The sequence below is a fragment of the Bradyrhizobium murdochi genome (assembly GCF_000472965.1).
Taxonomy (GTDB): Bacteria; Pseudomonadota; Alphaproteobacteria; order Rhizobiales; family Xanthobacteraceae; genus Bradyrhizobium; species Bradyrhizobium murdochi.
On sequence record NZ_AXAU01000001.1, the window covers coordinates 957312 to 974758 of the forward strand.

The 17447-nt window shown below is 63.5% G+C and carries 14 protein-coding genes; 10 read left to right on the forward strand and 4 right to left on the reverse strand.

Annotated elements, in window-relative coordinates:
• Positions 1–143 precede the first annotated feature (143 nt).
• Both YUO_RS0104890 and YUO_RS0104895 read left to right on the forward strand, forming a co-directional pair.
• Positions 144–1154, forward strand: a complete 1011-nt coding sequence (locus tag YUO_RS0104890; RefSeq protein ID WP_198027966.1) for an AraC family transcriptional regulator — start codon at positions 144–146, stop codon at positions 1152–1154.
• Between the two features lie 216 nt (positions 1155–1370).
• On the forward strand, positions 1371–2618 hold the full coding sequence (locus tag YUO_RS0104895) for an MFS transporter (RefSeq protein WP_028346280.1): 1248 nt from the start codon (positions 1371–1373) through the stop codon (positions 2616–2618).
• Here the strand turns inward: YUO_RS0104895 and YUO_RS0104900 are convergent, their stop codons facing one another.
• Positions 2619–3521, reverse strand: coding sequence for a LysR family transcriptional regulator (locus YUO_RS0104900; RefSeq protein WP_028346281.1), 903 nt, complete (start codon positions 3519–3521; stop codon positions 2619–2621).
• 113 nt (positions 3522–3634) lie between these two features.
• Between YUO_RS0104900 and bla the strand changes: the two genes are divergently transcribed.
• Together bla and YUO_RS45960 are read left to right on the forward strand one after the other, a co-directional pair.
• Positions 3635–4528 carry a class A beta-lactamase gene (bla, locus tag YUO_RS0104905; RefSeq protein ID WP_028346282.1) on the forward strand — a complete coding sequence of 298 codons (894 nt, stop codon included), beginning with the start codon at positions 3635–3637 and terminating at the stop codon, positions 4526–4528.
• Between the two features lie 175 nt (positions 4529–4703).
• Entirely contained in the window at positions 4704–4958 is a 255-nt protein-coding gene (locus YUO_RS45960; protein ID WP_156908477.1) for a hypothetical protein, read from the forward strand.
• Positions 4959–5027: 69 nt separating this feature from the next.
• Here YUO_RS45960 and YUO_RS39760 read toward each other — a convergent pair whose 3' ends face one another.
• On the reverse strand, positions 5028–8684 hold the full coding sequence (locus YUO_RS39760; protein ID WP_051379219.1) for a YhdP family protein: 3657 nt from the start codon (positions 8682–8684) through the stop codon (positions 5028–5030).
• Between the two features lie 216 nt (positions 8685–8900).
• On the opposite strand from YUO_RS39760, the gene YUO_RS44515 reads away from it, so the two are divergent.
• A complete protein-coding gene (locus YUO_RS44515) occupies positions 8901–9674 on the forward strand; it encodes a peroxiredoxin (RefSeq protein WP_083754460.1) in 774 nt (257 codons plus the stop codon).
• A gap of 113 nt (positions 9675–9787) precedes the next feature.
• Complete coding sequence (locus YUO_RS0104920; protein ID WP_028346284.1) at positions 9788–11140, forward strand: M23 family metallopeptidase; 1353 nt, start codon at positions 9788–9790, stop codon at positions 11138–11140.
• Positions 11141–11184: 44 nt separating this feature from the next.
• On the opposite strand, the gene YUO_RS0104925 is transcribed toward YUO_RS0104920, so the two are convergent.
• Together YUO_RS0104925 and YUO_RS0104930 are read right to left on the reverse strand one after the other, a co-directional pair.
• Positions 11185–12378 (reverse strand): DUF5666 domain-containing protein, encoded by a 1194-nt coding sequence (locus tag YUO_RS0104925; protein ID WP_028346285.1) that lies wholly within the window; start codon positions 12376–12378, stop codon positions 11185–11187.
• Complete coding sequence (locus tag YUO_RS0104930) at positions 12375–13247, reverse strand: DUF6502 family protein (RefSeq protein ID WP_028346286.1); 873 nt, start codon at positions 13245–13247, stop codon at positions 12375–12377. Before YUO_RS0104930 ends, YUO_RS0104925 begins: the two co-directional genes overlap by 4 nt.
• A gap of 109 nt (positions 13248–13356) precedes the next feature.
• Here YUO_RS0104930 and YUO_RS47005 point away from each other — a divergent pair, with 109 nt between their 5' ends.
• The 4 genes from YUO_RS47005 to YUO_RS0104950 all read left to right on the forward strand — a co-directional run bounded on the left by YUO_RS47005 (position 13357) and on the right by YUO_RS0104950 (position 17419).
• Positions 13357–13512: a hypothetical protein gene (locus YUO_RS47005; RefSeq protein WP_198027967.1), complete on the forward strand. Its 156-nt coding sequence runs from the start codon at positions 13357–13359 to the stop codon at positions 13510–13512.
• Positions 13513–13568: 56 nt separating this feature from the next.
• Positions 13569–14018, forward strand: a complete 450-nt coding sequence (locus YUO_RS0104940; protein WP_028346287.1) for a hypothetical protein — start codon at positions 13569–13571, stop codon at positions 14016–14018.
• 519 nt (positions 14019–14537) lie between these two features.
• Positions 14538–14987: an SRPBCC family protein gene (locus YUO_RS0104945; protein ID WP_028346288.1), complete on the forward strand. Its 450-nt coding sequence runs from the start codon at positions 14538–14540 to the stop codon at positions 14985–14987.
• Between the two features lie 263 nt (positions 14988–15250).
• Complete coding sequence (locus YUO_RS0104950) at positions 15251–17419, forward strand: carbamoyltransferase C-terminal domain-containing protein (RefSeq protein ID WP_035726128.1); 2169 nt, start codon at positions 15251–15253, stop codon at positions 17417–17419.
• The last annotated feature ends 28 nt before the right edge of the window (positions 17420–17447 follow it).

Consider the following 17447-nt stretch of genomic DNA (forward strand, 5'->3'; position numbering starts at 1 on the left):
CCGGAAAGCGCGTAAAACGGGAAATCGCCTGCGGGAACCGTCAGTGATCACTATCCAAAAACTGCAAGAATGATCGGAGCATTCCCGCCCCGGTCCCCCATGCCTCGTTATGCATGGTATGCTCGATCAACACGGAGGCGAGCATGCAGCTTGGCACAGCGCCGCTTCTGGAGCAGTTGCCCATCTTCCACAGCCGCAATGTGGAGGAGACCGACGCATTCCTGCGCGCGAAAGGCTACCGCTTCGACATCGCGGGGCGGCAGGCCCGCCAGCTCGATGTGCGCCTCAACGGCGTTTACATGCCGGGCCTCTACATGGGTTACGTGCAATACGGCGGCGCATCGGTCGTCCTGTCGCCGAGCCCCGCCCGCACGGAAACCTGGATCCACCTGCCGCTTCGCGGGCAACTTGAAGCCACCGTTGGCCGTGACAACATCGTTTGCAATCCGAACCTCGCCACGATCATCTCGCCGATGCGCGAGAGTTGTCGGCTGGCATCGGAGGCCGACAGCAGCCGCATCCAACTGTCTTTGGCCAAATCCAGCCTTACAGGTCAGCTTGCCGCCCTACTCGGCGAGCCGCCAAACGCTCCCCTCGACTTTGCGCCCACGATCGACCTCGCCGCCGGGTACGGCCGCAGCCTCGCACGCTACGTGCTGATGGCCGTAGCGGACCTCGAACAGGCGGGATCGGTGCTCTGGAGTTCGACGACGATGAGCAAATTCGAGGAGTTCATTACTACCGCACTGCTGCTGTCGCAGCCGCACAATTATAGCAACGCGCTGCGACGCCTCGAGAGGCCGATTGCGCCGCGTGACGTGAGGCGCGCGGTCGACTATATCGAAGCCCACCTCGACCAGGCAGTTACAGTGGCCGACCTCGTTACGGCGACCGGCGTTGCGGGCCGAACACTCTTTATGCACTTCAAAGATTTCAAGGGCGTCTCGCCGATGCGCTACCTACGGAATGCCCGCTTGAGGCAAGTTCGCCAAGCCCTGCTGCGGGCCGATCCGGAAGCGAATGTCACCGACATTGCCATGAGCACGGGGTTCACCCACATGGGCCGGTTCTCGGTCACGTACTGCGCATACTTTGGGGAGAGTCCTTCGGAGACCATGAGAAGTCGGATGCAGCAGCAACGGAAGCAACCGTAGTTTGGGAAGCTCCAGCAGCAATTACGTAGTCGATCCACCAAATCAACCGAGCAGCTTCGTGCTGAGGTCCCCTTGTGGCACATCGCGTCATTTCGTTGCGATGCGGAATTCGCTACCGGGGCATGACGGACATTGGCCAAGCCCCTAATCAGGCCTGCATAGGCGCATTCATTTTTGAGGCTTGCGGTATCGGCGGAAACGCGCTCCCTGCCCGTCATGGAACAGAAAGCGCCAGAGGGAGACGCGTCGACCCAGCCGCTCAAGCCGGGACGCATTGCGCTCAATGTGCTGGCGCTGTGCTTCATGCTGGCGTTGCTCGGCCGCGGCCTCGGCGAGAGCTTTACGGTTTTCCTCAAACCGATCTCGGAGAATTTCGGCTGGGACCGCGCGGAAGTGGTCTCGGTCTATTCGCTGACATGGCTGGCGGGCGGGCTGATGGCGCCGGTCGTGGGGCGGCTGTTCGACCGCTATGGCCCCCGCACCGTCTATTCGCTGGGGCTGCTGCTGCTCGGCGGGGCGTTTCTGGTGGCGTCGCGCGCGCAGGCGCTGTGGCAATTCCAGTTGAGCGTCGGCGTCTCGGTCGGGATCGGCATCGCTTTCATCGGCAATGTGCCGAACGCGATACTGCTCGGCCGCTGGTTCGGCCCACGCCTGCCGACCGCGATGGCGGTCGTCTATTCAGCGGCCGGCGTCGGTATGCTGGTGCTATTGCCGGCCTCGCAGCTTCTGATCGATCATGTCGGCTGGCGCGGCGCCTACCAGACGTTCGGTATCATTGCGCTGTGCCTGCTGGCGCCGCTGTTGCTGCTACCGTGGCGATTGTTCGCCATGGGCTCGCCGCACATCGCCAAGAAGGCCAACCCCGAATTCGTCGACGACGGCTGGACGCTCGGCAGTGCGATGCGCCACCACACGTTCTGGGCGCTGTTTTCGACTTTCTTCTTCACGGCGGTCGGCATGTATGCGCTTGCGGCACAGATCGTCGCCTATCTGATTGACGCCGGCTTTCCGCCGCTGCAGGCCGCGACGGCCTGGGGCTTTTCCGGCATCGTGCTGCTGTTCGGTATGCTGGGCGTGACCCAGCTCGATGCAATGATCGGGCGACGGCCGTCGGTGCTGCTCAGCTACGCCATCTCGATTGTCGGCATCATCCTGCTCTGGCTGTTGCAGTTCTATCCGAACTTCTGGCTGCTCGCGGCCTTCGTCGTGACCTTCGGCAGCATGATCGGCTCGCGCGGTCCGCTGATCACGGCAACCGCAATGAAGATCTTTCGCGGCGAACGGGTCGGCACCATCTACGGCACGATCTCGATCGGCAGCGGCCTTGGCTCGGGGCTTGGCGCCTGGGCCGGCGGCCTGATCCACGACTGGACCCATAGCTATAACCCGGTGATCGCGTTCGCGCTGGTGGCCGTGGTGCTCGGAATGATTCCGTTCCTGGTCGTGCCGGCGCTGCGGCGGTAGCTACGTCCCGGCCTGCTTGCCAGCGCTGCTCTTTGTTGCTGCGATCGTTTCAAGCAGCCAGCTCTTGAATGAGAGCATCGCGGCTGTCGGTCGCCGGGAGTGCAGCGACGTGATCCAATAATCGCCGAGCGCTACCTCGACCTTGAAAGGACGTACCAGCCGCCGCTGGCGGATCTCGTCCTGAAACAATGCCGCCGGCAACAACGCAACGCCGAAACCGCGCGCCGCTACACTGGCGATTGTGATGGATGAATCGAACACCATTCCCTTGAGGACCGGACTCTGCAGTCCCGCCGCGGCAAACCATCGCGGCCATTCCTCCTGTCGGTAGGAACGCAGCAGCACCTCGCGCTTGAGATCGGCCGGCCGGCTCAGCCTGCGAGCCAACGAAGGCGCGCAGCATGGCGTAAATGGCGCTGCCATCAAGTGCGTCGCCTCAGTGCCGTGCCAAAGGCCATCGCCAAACCTGATAGCGTAATCGAGGCCTTCACCCGCAATGTCGATACGATTGTTGTTGGTGAACAAGCGCAAATCGATCCGTGGATAGGCTTTCCTGAAAGTATCGAGCCGCGGCAGCAGCCAGCCCGAAGCGAAGGTACCGACCACACCGACCGCGATGACGTCCTGGTAGTGGCCGTCTTCAAACCGATTGAGCGTTTCGGTGAGCCGGCCGAAGGCCTCGACAATACTCGGCAGCAGCAACTGTCCTTCATCGGTGAGCGCAACGCCACGGGGTAGCCGGCGAAACAATTGTACGCCTAGCCGGTTCTCCAGCACTTTCACATGCTGGCTGACGGCCGCCTGTGTAACCCGAAGCTCCAGGCCAGCACGGGTGAAACTGAGATGGCGCGCTGTCGCTTCAAAGGCCCGTAGCGCATTGAGCGGAAGGTGCGAAAGCTTCATCCGGCGCCGCATTGCTCGTTCCTAGTTTTTCTTATGCCTGCCCGCAGAACTCATCGTTTGTCAAGACAGCGGCCTGGCGGCACCTTCCTGCGCGCAGCAAGGAGGGATTCATAGTGATCACGAGAAGACGGTTCCAGCTTGGATGCGGCGCAGCGCTGATAACGACTGCTTTGAGCGCCCGGCAAGCGATACGCGCATCGACCGCAAATCAACGACTGAGCGACGAGATCAAGCGTCTGGAGAGCGAGAGCGGCGGCCGGCTCGGTGTTTGTGTCCTCGACACAGCAACGAACACTCGTCATGACCACCGGGGTGACGAGCGCTTTCCGATGTGCAGCACCTTCAAGATGCTGGCAGCTGCCGCGATCCTGGCACGGGTAGACGCCGGCCACGAACAATTGACGCGGCGCATTACCTTCGACGCGTCCGCGCTCGTCGTGTACTCGCCCATAACCGAAAAGCGCGTCGGCGGCGACGGCATGACGCTCGCTGAAATTTGCGAGGCGGCGGTGACGCTGAGCGACAACACGGCCGGCAATCTGCTGCTGGCCAGCATCGGCGGACCGCCAGGGCTGACGGCCTTCGCACGGAGTCTGGGCGACCAAGTCACGCGGTTAGACCGGGATGAGCCCTCGCTCAACGAGGCTTTACCCGACGATCCCCGCGATACCACGACCCCGAATGCGATGGCGTCGAATTTGCAAGCCCTCGTCCTTGGGACTAAAGCGCTGTCGGCCGCATCGCGCGAGCAACTGACGGCATGGCTGATCGCCAACAAGACCGGCGACACGAGACTGCGTGCAGGCCTTGCGAAAGATTGGCGCGTCGGCGACAAGACCGGCACTGGTGCCCGAGGCACAAACAATGACGTCGCTGTGACCTGGCCACCCGGCAAGGCGCCCATCGTGATCACCGCCTATCTGACCGGCTCCACCGTTTCCGCCGCGCAGCAAAACGCCATTTTGGCTTCGGTCGCGCGGGCGGTCTCCGCCATGGCATCTGGCTAGGTGCCGAATGCAAACACCAACTGCCGAATTATCGGTAGCGACCGTCGTTCTGTGCCTTGCAGGGCCTGGTTCGGCTCCATCGATCGCGTCGGAGGATATCTTTGCCGGCAGGCCCGCATTTTCCAAAGCAGAGCAGCCAGCGCGGACGCCAGCCGACTGCAGAGATGTGAGGCGGATGGCGGACGGTATTCCTGAACTTGACTACCGGATCGATCTCTCCGCGGTCGGCAGTCTCACAGCGGTGCAGACGGATCAAGTCTTGTGGTATCTCGTGCTGTGCTCACCGCCGGATATCAGGATCATGTGCGTGACCTACCAATCCAACGGCGTGGCGGTTGGCGACAGGGTCATCGTAAGAGGCGGATATCGACGACGCGACGCCAACCATGTTCTCTTGGATCCTTGTCTGGCAAGCAGACCAGAGCAGTGACGTCAGGTGAACGCAGCTTCCCACCCTGAAGTTTGCATTCGATCACCCACCGCCTGCGGCGGTGGCTGTCTAATTGTTCGGCGGGAATTCGATCGGGGTGTTGTTCTGCTTGCCGGTGTTGAACTCGAAGATCTTTCTGAGCACGCCGGGCGCCATCGCCGAGATCGGATTGACGCGCAGCACCGGCTGGCCGGGGGTGCCGACCACTTCATAGGTGACGCCGATCAGGCCCTCGTTGCTGCCGCCGCCGAGGAACAGTCCGAGCACGGGAATCTGGCCGAACATATTGTTCAATCCGTACATCGGAACGAAGGTACCGCTCATCCGAACTTGATTGGCCACGGTATCGATGCTGCCTTCGATCGTCGCTCCGACCATCGGTCCTTTCACGACACCATCGCGGATCGTGAGCTGTCCATTCTGCCGCGTGAATTCGGCCCGCAACGCCGTAAAGGAAACGCCGCTCTGGGTGCCGGTAGAACCGCCTGCTGCCACACGGTCGAGCGAAGCCTCGCCCTTGATGGAGAAGTCGCGGACGTTGATCAGGCCTTCCTTGGCGCTCGGTTCGACCGTCGGCGGCTCCATCGCGAGCGAGAGCTGGCCACCAATTACCTTCGAGTACATGTCGGTGAAACGGAAGAACGCACCGGCGTCATTGGTCTGCAGGATGATGATGTCGCGGCCTTGTCCCTGGCCCCGGCCGCGCAGATCGGCCGTCATAGGCGTGTCGCGACCGACTTTTCCGGACAGCGTAAAGCTTCTAACGATGCCGTTACGGCGGGAAAACTTGCTATCGACGCTGCGCAGCGCCTCGCCGTTGAAGCCCGCGACCGCGCCAAGCTTGACGTCGATATCGAGGTCGATGTTCCGCGACTTGCTCTTGGGGTCATCCCTGCCTGAGATCGCCGATTTGAGGAAGCCGCGGCCGTCGAACACGTCGCCGCGCATCGTGACCTTCACGACGCCGTCGGCACCGCGCTCGGCCTTCAACGTCGTCTTGTCACCGTCGGACGGCGCGTAGGTCGGGAAGCTCGCCATTAGCAGATCGCCGTTCTGGTCGACCTCCAGCGATCCCTTGATCGACGCGCCGCCGCCTTCGACCACGATGTCCTGGAACAGCGTCGATTGCTCCTTCTTCACGACATTAAATGTCGCCTTACCCGACTTGCCGGGCACCTTGACCCAACCCGGCAGGATGTTGTCGAGCCGCAGCGCGGTCAGATCGGCCTCGATGCCGACGCGGCTGTCGTTCTCGCCGATCTTGCCGACCACCTTGATCGGGATCGAGCCGCTCACGGCGGGTCCGAAGTCCATCCCGAGGCGCGCGCGGCTGGCATCATCCAGCGTCGCCTGCAGCCTGATATCGGCGTCGCCCTCGCTCGGCTTGCGATAGTCCAGCGAAGCCGGCTGCCCATTGATCTTGACGTCGCCCTTGACCTGGTAGCCCGCGTTGTTGGCGAGCACCTTGAGCGTATTGGATTCCAGCTTCTGGTTCATCACGAGCTTGTCGGCGGCAAACCCGGCCAGATCGGCAATCACGGTATAGGTGGTGTCGGCCTTGGTCATCGAGCCCTTGACCGGCATGCCAAGCGTGATGATGGCGGCAACGTTTCCCTTGCTGGCGTTCGGATCGATCAGCGTGCCGGAGAGATCGCTGATGCGGTCGGACGCCAGGATCTCGGCCGCTGCCGGCACGGACGCATCGACCCTGAACTTCACCCGCGAAGGCGATGGCTTCGGCGCCATGTCCGGCACCTCGAAGATGAAATCGGAAATGTTGATCTTGCGGCCGGCGGGTGTGTCGGCAATTCCCTGCCCGATCGTCACCGTCGCCGTTCGCCCGGTAACGCGCGCTTTCAAATCGGCATCGCGGACCGCGGGCATGTCGTCGACTGGACGCGCGGTAACTCCGGAGGCGACGATGTTGACGGCCAGGCCATCGTCCGGAATCGGCGGTCCCTTGCGCGACAGATTGCGCACCGGCGAATTGACGCCGACCTCGATGCGCTGAAGCGTGCCGCGCTCGATCCGCTCGATCACCCATTCGCGCACTTCGGGCACGATCAGGGTCGGCCACATCCGCTTCAGCGCGGATGCCGACATCGGCGTGCCAGCAAACCCGAGCTGGAGACGCGCCTCGTTCGCATAGTCGATGCTGCCGGTGCCGGCGACGCCGATCTCGCCGTTGCTGATATCGGCCTGGGTGAGCAGCACGCGCTTGCGGTCGGTGTCGAACTTCAGCCCGATCGATATCCGGTTGAAGATCAGCGGCGGTTCGTTGTCGGTGCCGGCCAGCAGGATGGTGCCGCCGCTAAGGCCGGCCTGCCATTCGGTGGTGGCGCCGTTCGGCGGCTCGAGATGGCCGAGCAGCGTAATCCGGTTCGAACCGGAAATGACCTTGAAGGGTGCGACCAGCACGCGCCGTCCGGCATCCCATTCGACGCTCATCTCTGCCGAATCGATCGGCATCGGATAGTCAGGCGTATCGCTGTCGATGAGGTTCCCGGCGCCGGCGGTGATCTTGCCGCGGAAATAGGTCGGCAGACCGTCGCGGCCCAGTTCGCCCTTCAGCTCGCCGGAAAGCGGCAGCTCAGCGCTGTAGGTGAGGTCCTTGACCCGCATCGCCAGCAGGATGTTGGCGGCGGGCACCTTGTCGGCGCGAAGATCGACCGACCGCACGCCGTTCTGCTGCGGTCCGACCACGACCTTGAGCGACCAGGGATGGGCACCTTGCTCGCCAAGGCTCACCGCAACCCCGCCGCCGCTCGGACGGCGCATGCTGAGGCTGATATTCTCGAAATTCCATTTGTTGCCGCGCTGCTGATCGTCGACGATGAGATTGCCGTTCTTGAGGCCGATCTCGTTCAGGTTCTGGCCGTCGAGGCCGGTCAGGCTGAGGCTGTCGAGCCAGTCAAGGCCGGCCAGCAACCCGCTCTGCGTGGTATCGGGAGCCGTCGCAGCAGCACTCTGCGGCGGCTGGCGGGGGAATGTCGGGGCCATGCCGGCATCGCGCTTGGAGGCAACGCCGGTCGCCAGCGGCTTGGCGGTATCGCCGGCAGACACCGTCACCTGGCCATCGGGTGTGATCCGCACCGAAAGTTCGGCATCGACCAGATTGAGGCTCTCGGCGCGCAGCCGCCCCATCAGGAGCGCCATGCCCGACAGCTTCACCTCGGCCTTCGGCGCGGTCGCGACGACGACCTGGTCACGGTCGCGGACCACGATGTCGCGGATTCGCACCGCGATTCGAATCCGTCCGGCCCGCTCGATCTGTGTACCGCCAACCTCCACGGTGTTGCCATGGCCGATATTGTCTTCGATCGCGGTCGCCAGCCACGGCGTCGCGATGTCGAGATTGATCGGCCCGGCGCCGAGCCGCCACCACAGACCGCCGAAACAACAGGTGAAAATCACCGCCAGCACAGCGATCACGATCGCCACGCGCTTGACCCAGCGCTCGCCGGTCATCCATTGCTGCAGGGTCGAGAGCTTGTCGCCGAACCGGTGGAATCGGGAATTGGAGCGCGACAACAGCCGTCGCGCACGATAGCCCGCCGCCTCGTCCTGCTCCCAGCCCGCCGCGTCATCCCATTGCTGGGCCTCGGCACGCGGATTCGACCCCTTGGGCGTAGTATTCCTAGCCATTGCCTCTCGGTGCCGGCGCTGAGATTGATCGCCGCCCAGGGCGCACTCTTCGATCGGTATCGAGCGCTCCTGTGCCGGCATCGCTGCCAATCCTCGATTAATACTGTTACTCGTGGTTGGGCCCAAGGATTGATTGGGCGGTCCCATCGACGAGCGGACGGGGGTAGCGTCGAATTCCTTGTAACCATACTCCGGGGTCATCAAACTTGCCCAGCAGCCGGAGCGAATCCGACAGTCAAAGGCGAGACCCGCAATACCCTAATGGTTGATCTGCGGAAAGCGACGAAAGGAAGGCGTATGTCCAAGAAAACGCGCAAGAAATCCTCCATGCCATCCCCCAAGAACCGCAAGGCCTCCGCGGCAAAACCGGCCGCGGCCAAGACTGCCGCCAAGACCGCCAGCAAGACCGCCCGCCGCAGCACCCCGGCATTGACCAAAAAGCCTGCCGCCAAGGCAGCCAAAACCGCCGCCAAGGCAGCCGCCGGGAAACCGGCCAAGAAGCCGGCTAAGACGGCCAAGACCGCTTCAGCCAAAGCGTCGCACAAGCCGACATCGAAACAGTTAATAAAATCCAATCTATCGGATGCGCCCAAGCTGGCTGCCGGAACCGGACTGGTCGAAGGCGCCATGGCGCCCCCCTTCAGCCTGCCGCGCGACGGAGGCGGCAGCGTCTCGCTGGCAGACTATGCCGGCAAGAAACTGGTGCTGTTTTTCTATCCCCGCGCCGACACGCCCGGCTGCACCCGGGAGGCGATCGACTTCACGCGGCTCGATAGCGCGTTTGCCGATGCGGGAGCGGTGGTGCTCGGGATCTCGGCCGACACCGTAAAAGCCCAGGAATTCTTCCGGAACAAGCACCAGCTTTCGATTCCTCTGATTTCGGACGAGCAGCATGAGATGCTCGAGGCCTATGGCGCTTGGGGCGAAAAATCGATGTACGGCAGGACCTTTATGGGGATCATTCGAACGACGGTTCTTATCGGCTCCGACGGACGGATCGCCAAAATCTGGCGCAATGTGCGGGTCGATGGCCATGCCGAGGAGGTGCTGGCTGCCGTTCGCGCCATGTGATCGGCAGGTTCTGATCGGCAGGTTCCATTTCCCAAAAATTAACCATGAACGGGTCAAATCGGCACGCAAATTGAGCCGAACGGAGCTGATTTCCGACCGGCGCGGGAGTGCCGATGTCGTACCGTTCCGGTCATTATGCCGATCACCATCATCCCCACGATCATGGCCGGACGCCGCCCCGCCGCCCGGCACCCCATGCGGCAAAAGCCGCAGCGCTGGACGGCAACGGCTACACCATCGTCCATGCCGGCAGGCAGGTCAGGCTCGGGCCGGTCGTGTTCTGGATCGTTGTCGGCACGATCGTGCTGCTTGGCATGTGGTCCGCCGCCACTGCCACCTATTTCGCGTTTCGCGACGACGTCCTGACCCGGCTGATCGCCCGGCAGGCAGAGATGCAATACGCCTATGAAGACCGCATCGCGGAGCTGCGCGCCAAGGTCGACCGCACGACCAGCCGCCAGTTGCTCGATCAGGAACAGTTCGATCAGAAGCTCGACCAGATCATGCGCCGCCAGACCGCGCTCGAATCGCGCGCCACGGCCCTTGGCACGATGCCGGATATCGCGGCGACCGGTTCGATTCGGCCTCCACCGCGCGGCGCGGCCGTGGAGACGCCCGCTTCCGGTAGCCTAAAACCCTCCCCGATCAGCGACACCGTGATCTTCGTGGCGCCGCCGGATCGCGAGGCTCGGCTGGAATCGCGCGCGCCCGCCGTCGCCAAGCCGCAGCCAAATCAATTCGCCAAGGTTCAGGGCGTCGACAATGTCTTGATCCGCCTGCAGACCTCGCTTGACACCGTCGAGCGGCGGCAGATGGCGGCCTTGAGCTCGGTCGAGGACAGCATGGAATCGCGGCTGCGCCGCATGCGCGGCGTGTTCACCGATCTCGGCCTCAATATGGCCCAGCTCGAAGCCGCCACGCCGCGCTCGGCTATCGGAGGCCCGTTCGTGCCGGTGAAGCTGCCGGCGGATGCCGGTGCGTTCGAACGCCAGCTCAACCGGATCAATCTCACCCGCGCGCAGATGCAGCGCCTCAACGCGACGCTCGCACTGGTGCCCTACCGCAAACCTGTCGTCGGCGAGGTCGAATTCACCTCGGGCTTTGGTGTTCGCAGCGATCCATTCCTCGGCCGGCCCGCGATGCATACCGGCCTCGATTTCCGGGCCGCGACCGGCGATCCGGTGCGCGTCACCGCGAACGGCAAGGTGGTGTCGTCGGGATGGATGGGCGGCTACGGCCGTATGGTGGAGGTCGATCACGGCAACGGCCTGTCGACCCGCTACGGCCATCTGTCGGAGATTCACGTCAGGGTCGGCGACTTCGTCAAGATCGGCCAGGTCATCGGCGCCGTCGGCTCAACCGGCCGCTCCACCGGTCCGCATCTGCACTATGAAACGCGGATCGACGGCGACGCCGTCGATCCGCAGAAGTTTTTGCGCGCGGGCGTCAGGCTCAGCGCGGGCTGAGAACCCATCTCCGAAGGAAGCCCTCACCACGCTCACACCAGACGTCAGCGGCGTCCCCCTCCGCCCATTCCGCCACGGCCGCCACCGACACCACCGGGACCGCCACCTGGGGGGCCGAAGCCACCGGGACCACCACCCGGAGGGCCGAAGCCACCGGGACCGCCACCCGGAGGGCCGAAGCCACCGGGACCACCACCCGGGGGGCCAAGGCCACCGCCATGTCCGGCGGGACCACCGCCAGGGGACTCGCCAGAGCCTGGGCCTCGCCCGCCGGGCGCGTCAGGGCGGCTGCCGCCGGGGACATTGGGTCCGCCGCCACCTTGATCCGGCGTTCCACCGGGTGCCCGATCGGGCCCGCGCGGGCCCTGCATTGACGATCCCGGAAAGTGACCTACTGACTGGACCGATTCGACGCGCAGGCCATGCGAGCTGTCGCGAACGGCATTCACCACCACGCGCATGTCCCGGCCCGGTTCGAAGCGCGACGCATCGCGTGCCACATATCCTGAACCGAGTTGCAGATTAGGACCGACGCGCCGCACATAGGCTTCGATCGACAAGCGCGTGGCGCCGGACAAATCGAAGAGGTCATCGGCTCTCGCGCGCGCGACCTGCATCGCCCCCCGTAGAATACTTCCCTCGACCTGAACGCGTTGACCGACGAGCGCAGCATCGACGCCGCCGAGCCGCAAGCCGCCGATCCGCAAGCCAGCACGATCCCGTTCCAGCGGTCCCGCCACCCGCACGGTGGCGCTGCGGCGCTGCTCGATCAGGCTTGCGACGATCACGCCGTCCGTACGCCGCAGCCCCGAGACCGCCACCTGCATGCCGACGCGCCAGTCTTCACGACCCGTCCACGCGACCTTCTGGCCGAGGACAGTCATCTCGCCGCCCTTGACGCTTTCGATCGGCCCCACGACCTCGCTGACCGCGTCGATGCGCCTAGTAGTCAGTGTGCTGTTCGACTGGCGGTGCGCCACCACACGCGCGACATGCCCGATCCGCAACGCCTTCGCCGATGCGGCTTCACCATCGATCCGCACGGGCACGTCTGGCGCGTAGCCAATGCGCTCACCGTTGACGAAGATGCTGCCGAACCGCTGAATCACGCCGACGATACCGGTGCCGCCGATGCCCTGGTCATTGCCACGCCTGACCTGCGCCCACAGCGAGGAGGTCCCGGCGAGCCAAAATCCCGCCAGCAGCAAGCGCCGCGAGATGATCGGTGGCTTTGTCATGACGGACCGCCTTCGCTACCGTCATCGGGCGCACCGTCGAGGTCTTCGTGAAAGACGTAGACGCCGAAATTCCACCGGCTGTTGCCGCCCTTGTCCTTGGCGAGCGCGCGGTTGGCTTCGCGGTTCGCGACCTTCAATGCCTCCATCGCAAGCTCGCGCGAGCGCGCCTCCAGCCGCTTCGCCAGTTTCGGCGACAGGCCGTCATAGTGCACCGCGCGCTCCAGGAAGCGCGGCGCCGGCCCGGAAACGTTTTCCGCGGCCGCCGCGACGTGATCATGCAGGTTGCGGCCGAGATAGTGCCATTTGCGATCGTCGTCGCCGCGCGGAACAAAACCGGTATCGACCAGAACGATCTCGTCATCGCCATTGATGGCGACGAGCTTGCGGTCCAGCCATTCGTCGAGCACCGCGCGCGGGCGCACGTCCTTGGTGATCGACTCGACCAGTTGCTCGAACGACGGTGCATCGCCCTCCGCCGTGCGCGGCAGCGGCAGTGGCTCGCCTTTCGCATCGGTGAATTCAGGCGCGGCGAGCCAGCGCGCGATGATCGCGCTGGTACGTGAGAGCGTGGCCGGGGCCTCATGGACCGGAGCACCGGCGCCGCGCAGTCGCGCCACCTCCTTGCGGTGGATCCCCGTGAGCAGGCTGACGCGGCTGTCGGTCTGCTCCTTGCCCCCCAGCGCGAAGTCGTGCTCGGCGACGTTGACAAAGAGCTCACGCAACAACTGCACCAGTGCCGGAAATGTCATGCCGCTGCGGATGCAAAGCCGGACCAGGGGACGCAACAGCCGCGCCAGCGGCGCATGCAACTTCGACGCGGCGTTCGGCTGATGCGAGGCCGGCTTCGAATCCCGGGGCTTGGCGTTCATGGTGAAATCGTACCGGCCTTCGGCGTGGGATACAATCCCACCTTTCGATTGACGTGTGAATTTTTCCCACATATCAAGGAAGCATCAACAACCACGGGGAGATCGACGCATGTCTCGCCTTTCGCTCCAAGTGCTCGCCTCCGCCACCGGAAATGTTCTAACCGAGCGCGACAGGCGCGCAGCCGTCGTGCCGGCGCTGCTGTGCGGCGTGATCTTCCTCGCCGGATTGGCGCCGTCGTTCGTCATCGCGCTGCTCGCCGGCTGACAGGCTCCCGACACTTGCGCGACGGCGGATCAACCAACGGTGATCGGTATAATTCTATGCGGTTCGACTTGTGGCTAGCGGATGCGTGCAGGACTGCGGATGTCTGCTATGACGACTTCATCCTGACGATCGCTATCGGCGGTTATCCCTGCCTGCCGGGCGCTGCCCCCGGCTCTCCCCGCACGTTCGACGAAACCGATCTGCTTACGCTCTACGTCTACGGTCGGCTGCTTGCCTTTGGTTTCGACGTCTTGCACGCCGGCGAATATGCCGGCCGCGTGCATTGCGAGCTGAGAGTGAACGCCGACGCGACGTCCATCGCTATCGTCCTGACGCCGCACGGAGGCAAGCGTGTTGTGGTGGAGCGCAAAACACGTACGCAATCGCCGCCGGCGCGGCCCGAGAAGATCGAGTTCAACATCTCCGCGATTCGGAAATTCCTGAACAGACGGGTCGAACGCCACTGCGAAGAGCAAAACTGTGAGGAGCAAACCCGGAACCCATAGCTGTCCGTGATCCCCGCAAACCAGGCCGCCGCGGCGTCCGTCGGTGCTTCACATCTTCAAGGACTATTACCCCCGATTTGTTGGCATGGATCGGGCTTGTCGTCGTCGTTCAAAGCGTCGTCAGCTCAGTTCTGAATTTGCATCTGTTCGATTTTCCACGAAGGCTGGATCTACGTGCTGGGCGTCGGCATCGCCGGCGGCATATCGCTGCGTGCCGCTCAGCGCCGCCCGGCGGGGGCGATGCCGTCTACCCGCAGAAGTTTTTGCGCGCGGGCGTAAGATTCAGCTCAGGTTAGCATCGGGCCGTCAGAACTGGCGGCTCGCCTGTGGATCGCGTGCGGGATACTCGCCCTATTCGCCGTTCTATAGTCACATAAAACGGAACCGGCGTATGCCCGCGTCGGATTTTTTTTGGCACCGTGTCGGATCGCATGGAGGCCGGGCGTCCTTGTGGCATAGACTGAGCTAACCCAAGCAAATCCCGCGATACACCGCGCTCAGTATTGGAGAAACAACGTCATGTCCCAAGGCAATACCGTTCGTTTGCATCGTGTCCTCGCCACCAAGCCGGAGAAGGTTTTTCGCGCCTTTCTTGATGCGGATGCCATGGCCAAGTGGCTGCCGCCCTACGGCTTCACCTGCAAGGTCCACCAATTCGAGGCAAAGGTTGGCGGCACGTTCAGGATGTCGTTCACGAATTTCACCACGAACAACGGCCATTCGTTCGGCGGCGAATATCTGGAGATCGTGCCCAACGAGCGTATCCGCTACACTGATCGTTTCGACGATCCCAATTTGCCCGGCGTTATGGAGGTCACGGTGACGCTGAAAGCGGTTTCGGTCGGAACCGAGATCAACATCGAACAGAAAAACGTGCCGACGGTGATCCCGGTCGAAGCCTGCTATCTCGGCTGGCAACAGTCGCTTGCCCAGCTCGCGTTGCTCGTGGAGCCGGATATTCAGGAATAGTGACGGTCGGGGAGAGGCACCACGCTGTGGTGCCTTATCCTCTACTGCCCAACCTCGCCGGATCCTCTACTGCCAAACCTCGCCGGTATGATGTCGCCGAATACTTCCCATACCTCGCCGTTGTCTCGCCAGCCGCTTCAGCGCTTGCAAGCACACGCTATTCCGTATGACGAAACGGCATTGTTGCCCGGCGCCAATTGTGGTTGATGCGGGCTGCAGGCATGACCTTGCGCGATGGCGAGGCCCAGAGGTTGGACGAAGGCTTGAAACCGAACACACGAATTGGTCCGCGACACCCAAAACTCGCGGCGGGTGGATTTCGCTTTGCGCGCTGGCTCGCTGCAAAAACCATGGGCGCTGCCGGTTTCCATCAACTCGGCTCGGAATTCGCCGATGCGCGGATCGCACACGTTCGCGACAAACTCGCGCAGGGCGAAACGGTGTATCTCGCAGGTTTCGGCGCGCCCGGCACGCACAATTCAGGTCTGGCGCTGGTCGAAGTGACACGGGCGGATGGGCCACGGCTGATCGTCAACAACGAGGAAGAACGCTTTTCCGGCAACAAGCACACCACCGAATATCCGAAGCTGTCGATCGACGCGGCGGTGGCGACGCTGCGCGACATGGGCCGCGACATCGGCGACATCGATGCCTGGCTCACAAGTTGGAATTACCCGACGCTCGCCGGCACGCTGGCCCGCTCGGTGCTCGAGGAACTACCGCAGAGCATAAAACTCCTGCGCACCACCGAGGCCGCAGGCTTCGACGGCCGCCGCCTCGACCAGATGACGCGGACGCCAAAAATCCTCGCCCGCCAGCTCGGGCTTGCCGAGCGCGTGCCATTGATCTGCCTGCCGCATCACGACAACCATGCATGGTTTTCCTACGCTGCCTCGCCATTCGCCGACGATGGCGCGCCAACCGCGATTGCGGTGCTCGACGGCACCGGCGACCAAGGCTCGATCTCGCTCTATGTAGTCGAGAACGGCGCAATGCGCCGGCTCTACTGCAACGACAGCATGTTCGATTCACTCGGCGCATTCTATAGCGTGATCTCGTCGACACAGGGCGGCTGGACCTGGCTGTCCAGCGAGGGCCGCTACATGGGCGCTGCCGCCTGGGGCGATATGGACCGCGGCAGCAATCCTTATTACGCGCGGCTGCGCGACGTTCTGCATTTTGGCGCGAACGGCGACATCAGGCTCAATCGCGCGCTGGCCAACTGGTATTGCGACCCGTTCGACCATCCCTACAAGGAACCACTCACCAAAATTCTCGGCGAACCGCTTAAGCCGGACCAGCTCTGGAATCCGGATGCGGTGCTGCGTGTCGAGGACATCCACCACCGTCCCGATACCAAAGATCGTCTCGACAAGGCGGCCGCGACGCAACTGGTGTTCGAGGACGCCATGATCCACGTCGTCGATCATTTGTTGCGCACGACGGGGGCCAACCGGCTGGTGCTGACCGGCGGCGTCGCGCTGAACGCGGTCGGCAATATGCGGCTGCTCGAACATTTCAATGAAGGGTGGTTTGCGAGCGCGCAGCAGCGCAATGCGCGGCTGCATCTGTGGGTGCCGCCGGTGCCCGGCGACCCCGGCGTCACCATCGGTGCCGCCTGGCTGTTCGCGCATCTGGCCGGCGCCCCGCGCGGCGCGCCGATGACGCACGCCTTCTATTGCGGCACGCCGCCCTCGCAAGGCGATATCGTCCATGCGGTCGCGGCCGACGACATCTCCTCACAAAGGATCGGCGATATCTCCACGCCTGAAGGCCTTGAAGCGATCGCCGATCTGATGGCATTCATGGTCGCCCAAAACGGCGTGATCGCGCTGTATCAGGGCGCGGCCGAGACCGGTCCCCGTGCGCTCGGCCATCGCTCGATCCTCGCCAATCCCTGCGATCCGGCGGTGCGCGAACTGCTCAACGCGCGCGTTAAATACCGCGAGGCCATTCGCCCGCTGGCGCCGATGGCGACACTGGAGACGGCGAAAGAATATTTCGAACTGCTGCCCGGCGCTGCGGATGCCGACTACAACGCCTACAATTACATGGTGCTGACGGCGCATTCGAAGCCGCATGCGCGCGAAAAAATCCCGGCTGTCATTCACGCCGACGGCACCGGCCGCATCCAGATCGTGCGCGCCGGCGACGATCCCCTCACCTATGCATACTTAAAGGCGCTCGGCCGCCACATCGGCGTCGAACTGTCCGTCAACACCTCCTTCAATGTCGCAGGCCCGATCGCGCAGACGCCGCAGCAGGCGATCGATACGCTGCGCCGTTCCAAGGGGCTCGACGTGGTGCTGTTGGTGGCCGGCGACGGCACGGTCACCGCAGCCTGGCACGGCGGCGAGCGCGACAGCGGAAGGTTCAGAAACTGGATTGCCGACTGGAAGACGACATCGGCTTCCAGCCAGCCTACGCGATAATTCGCTTCTTCCCTGATATCGGGCGATC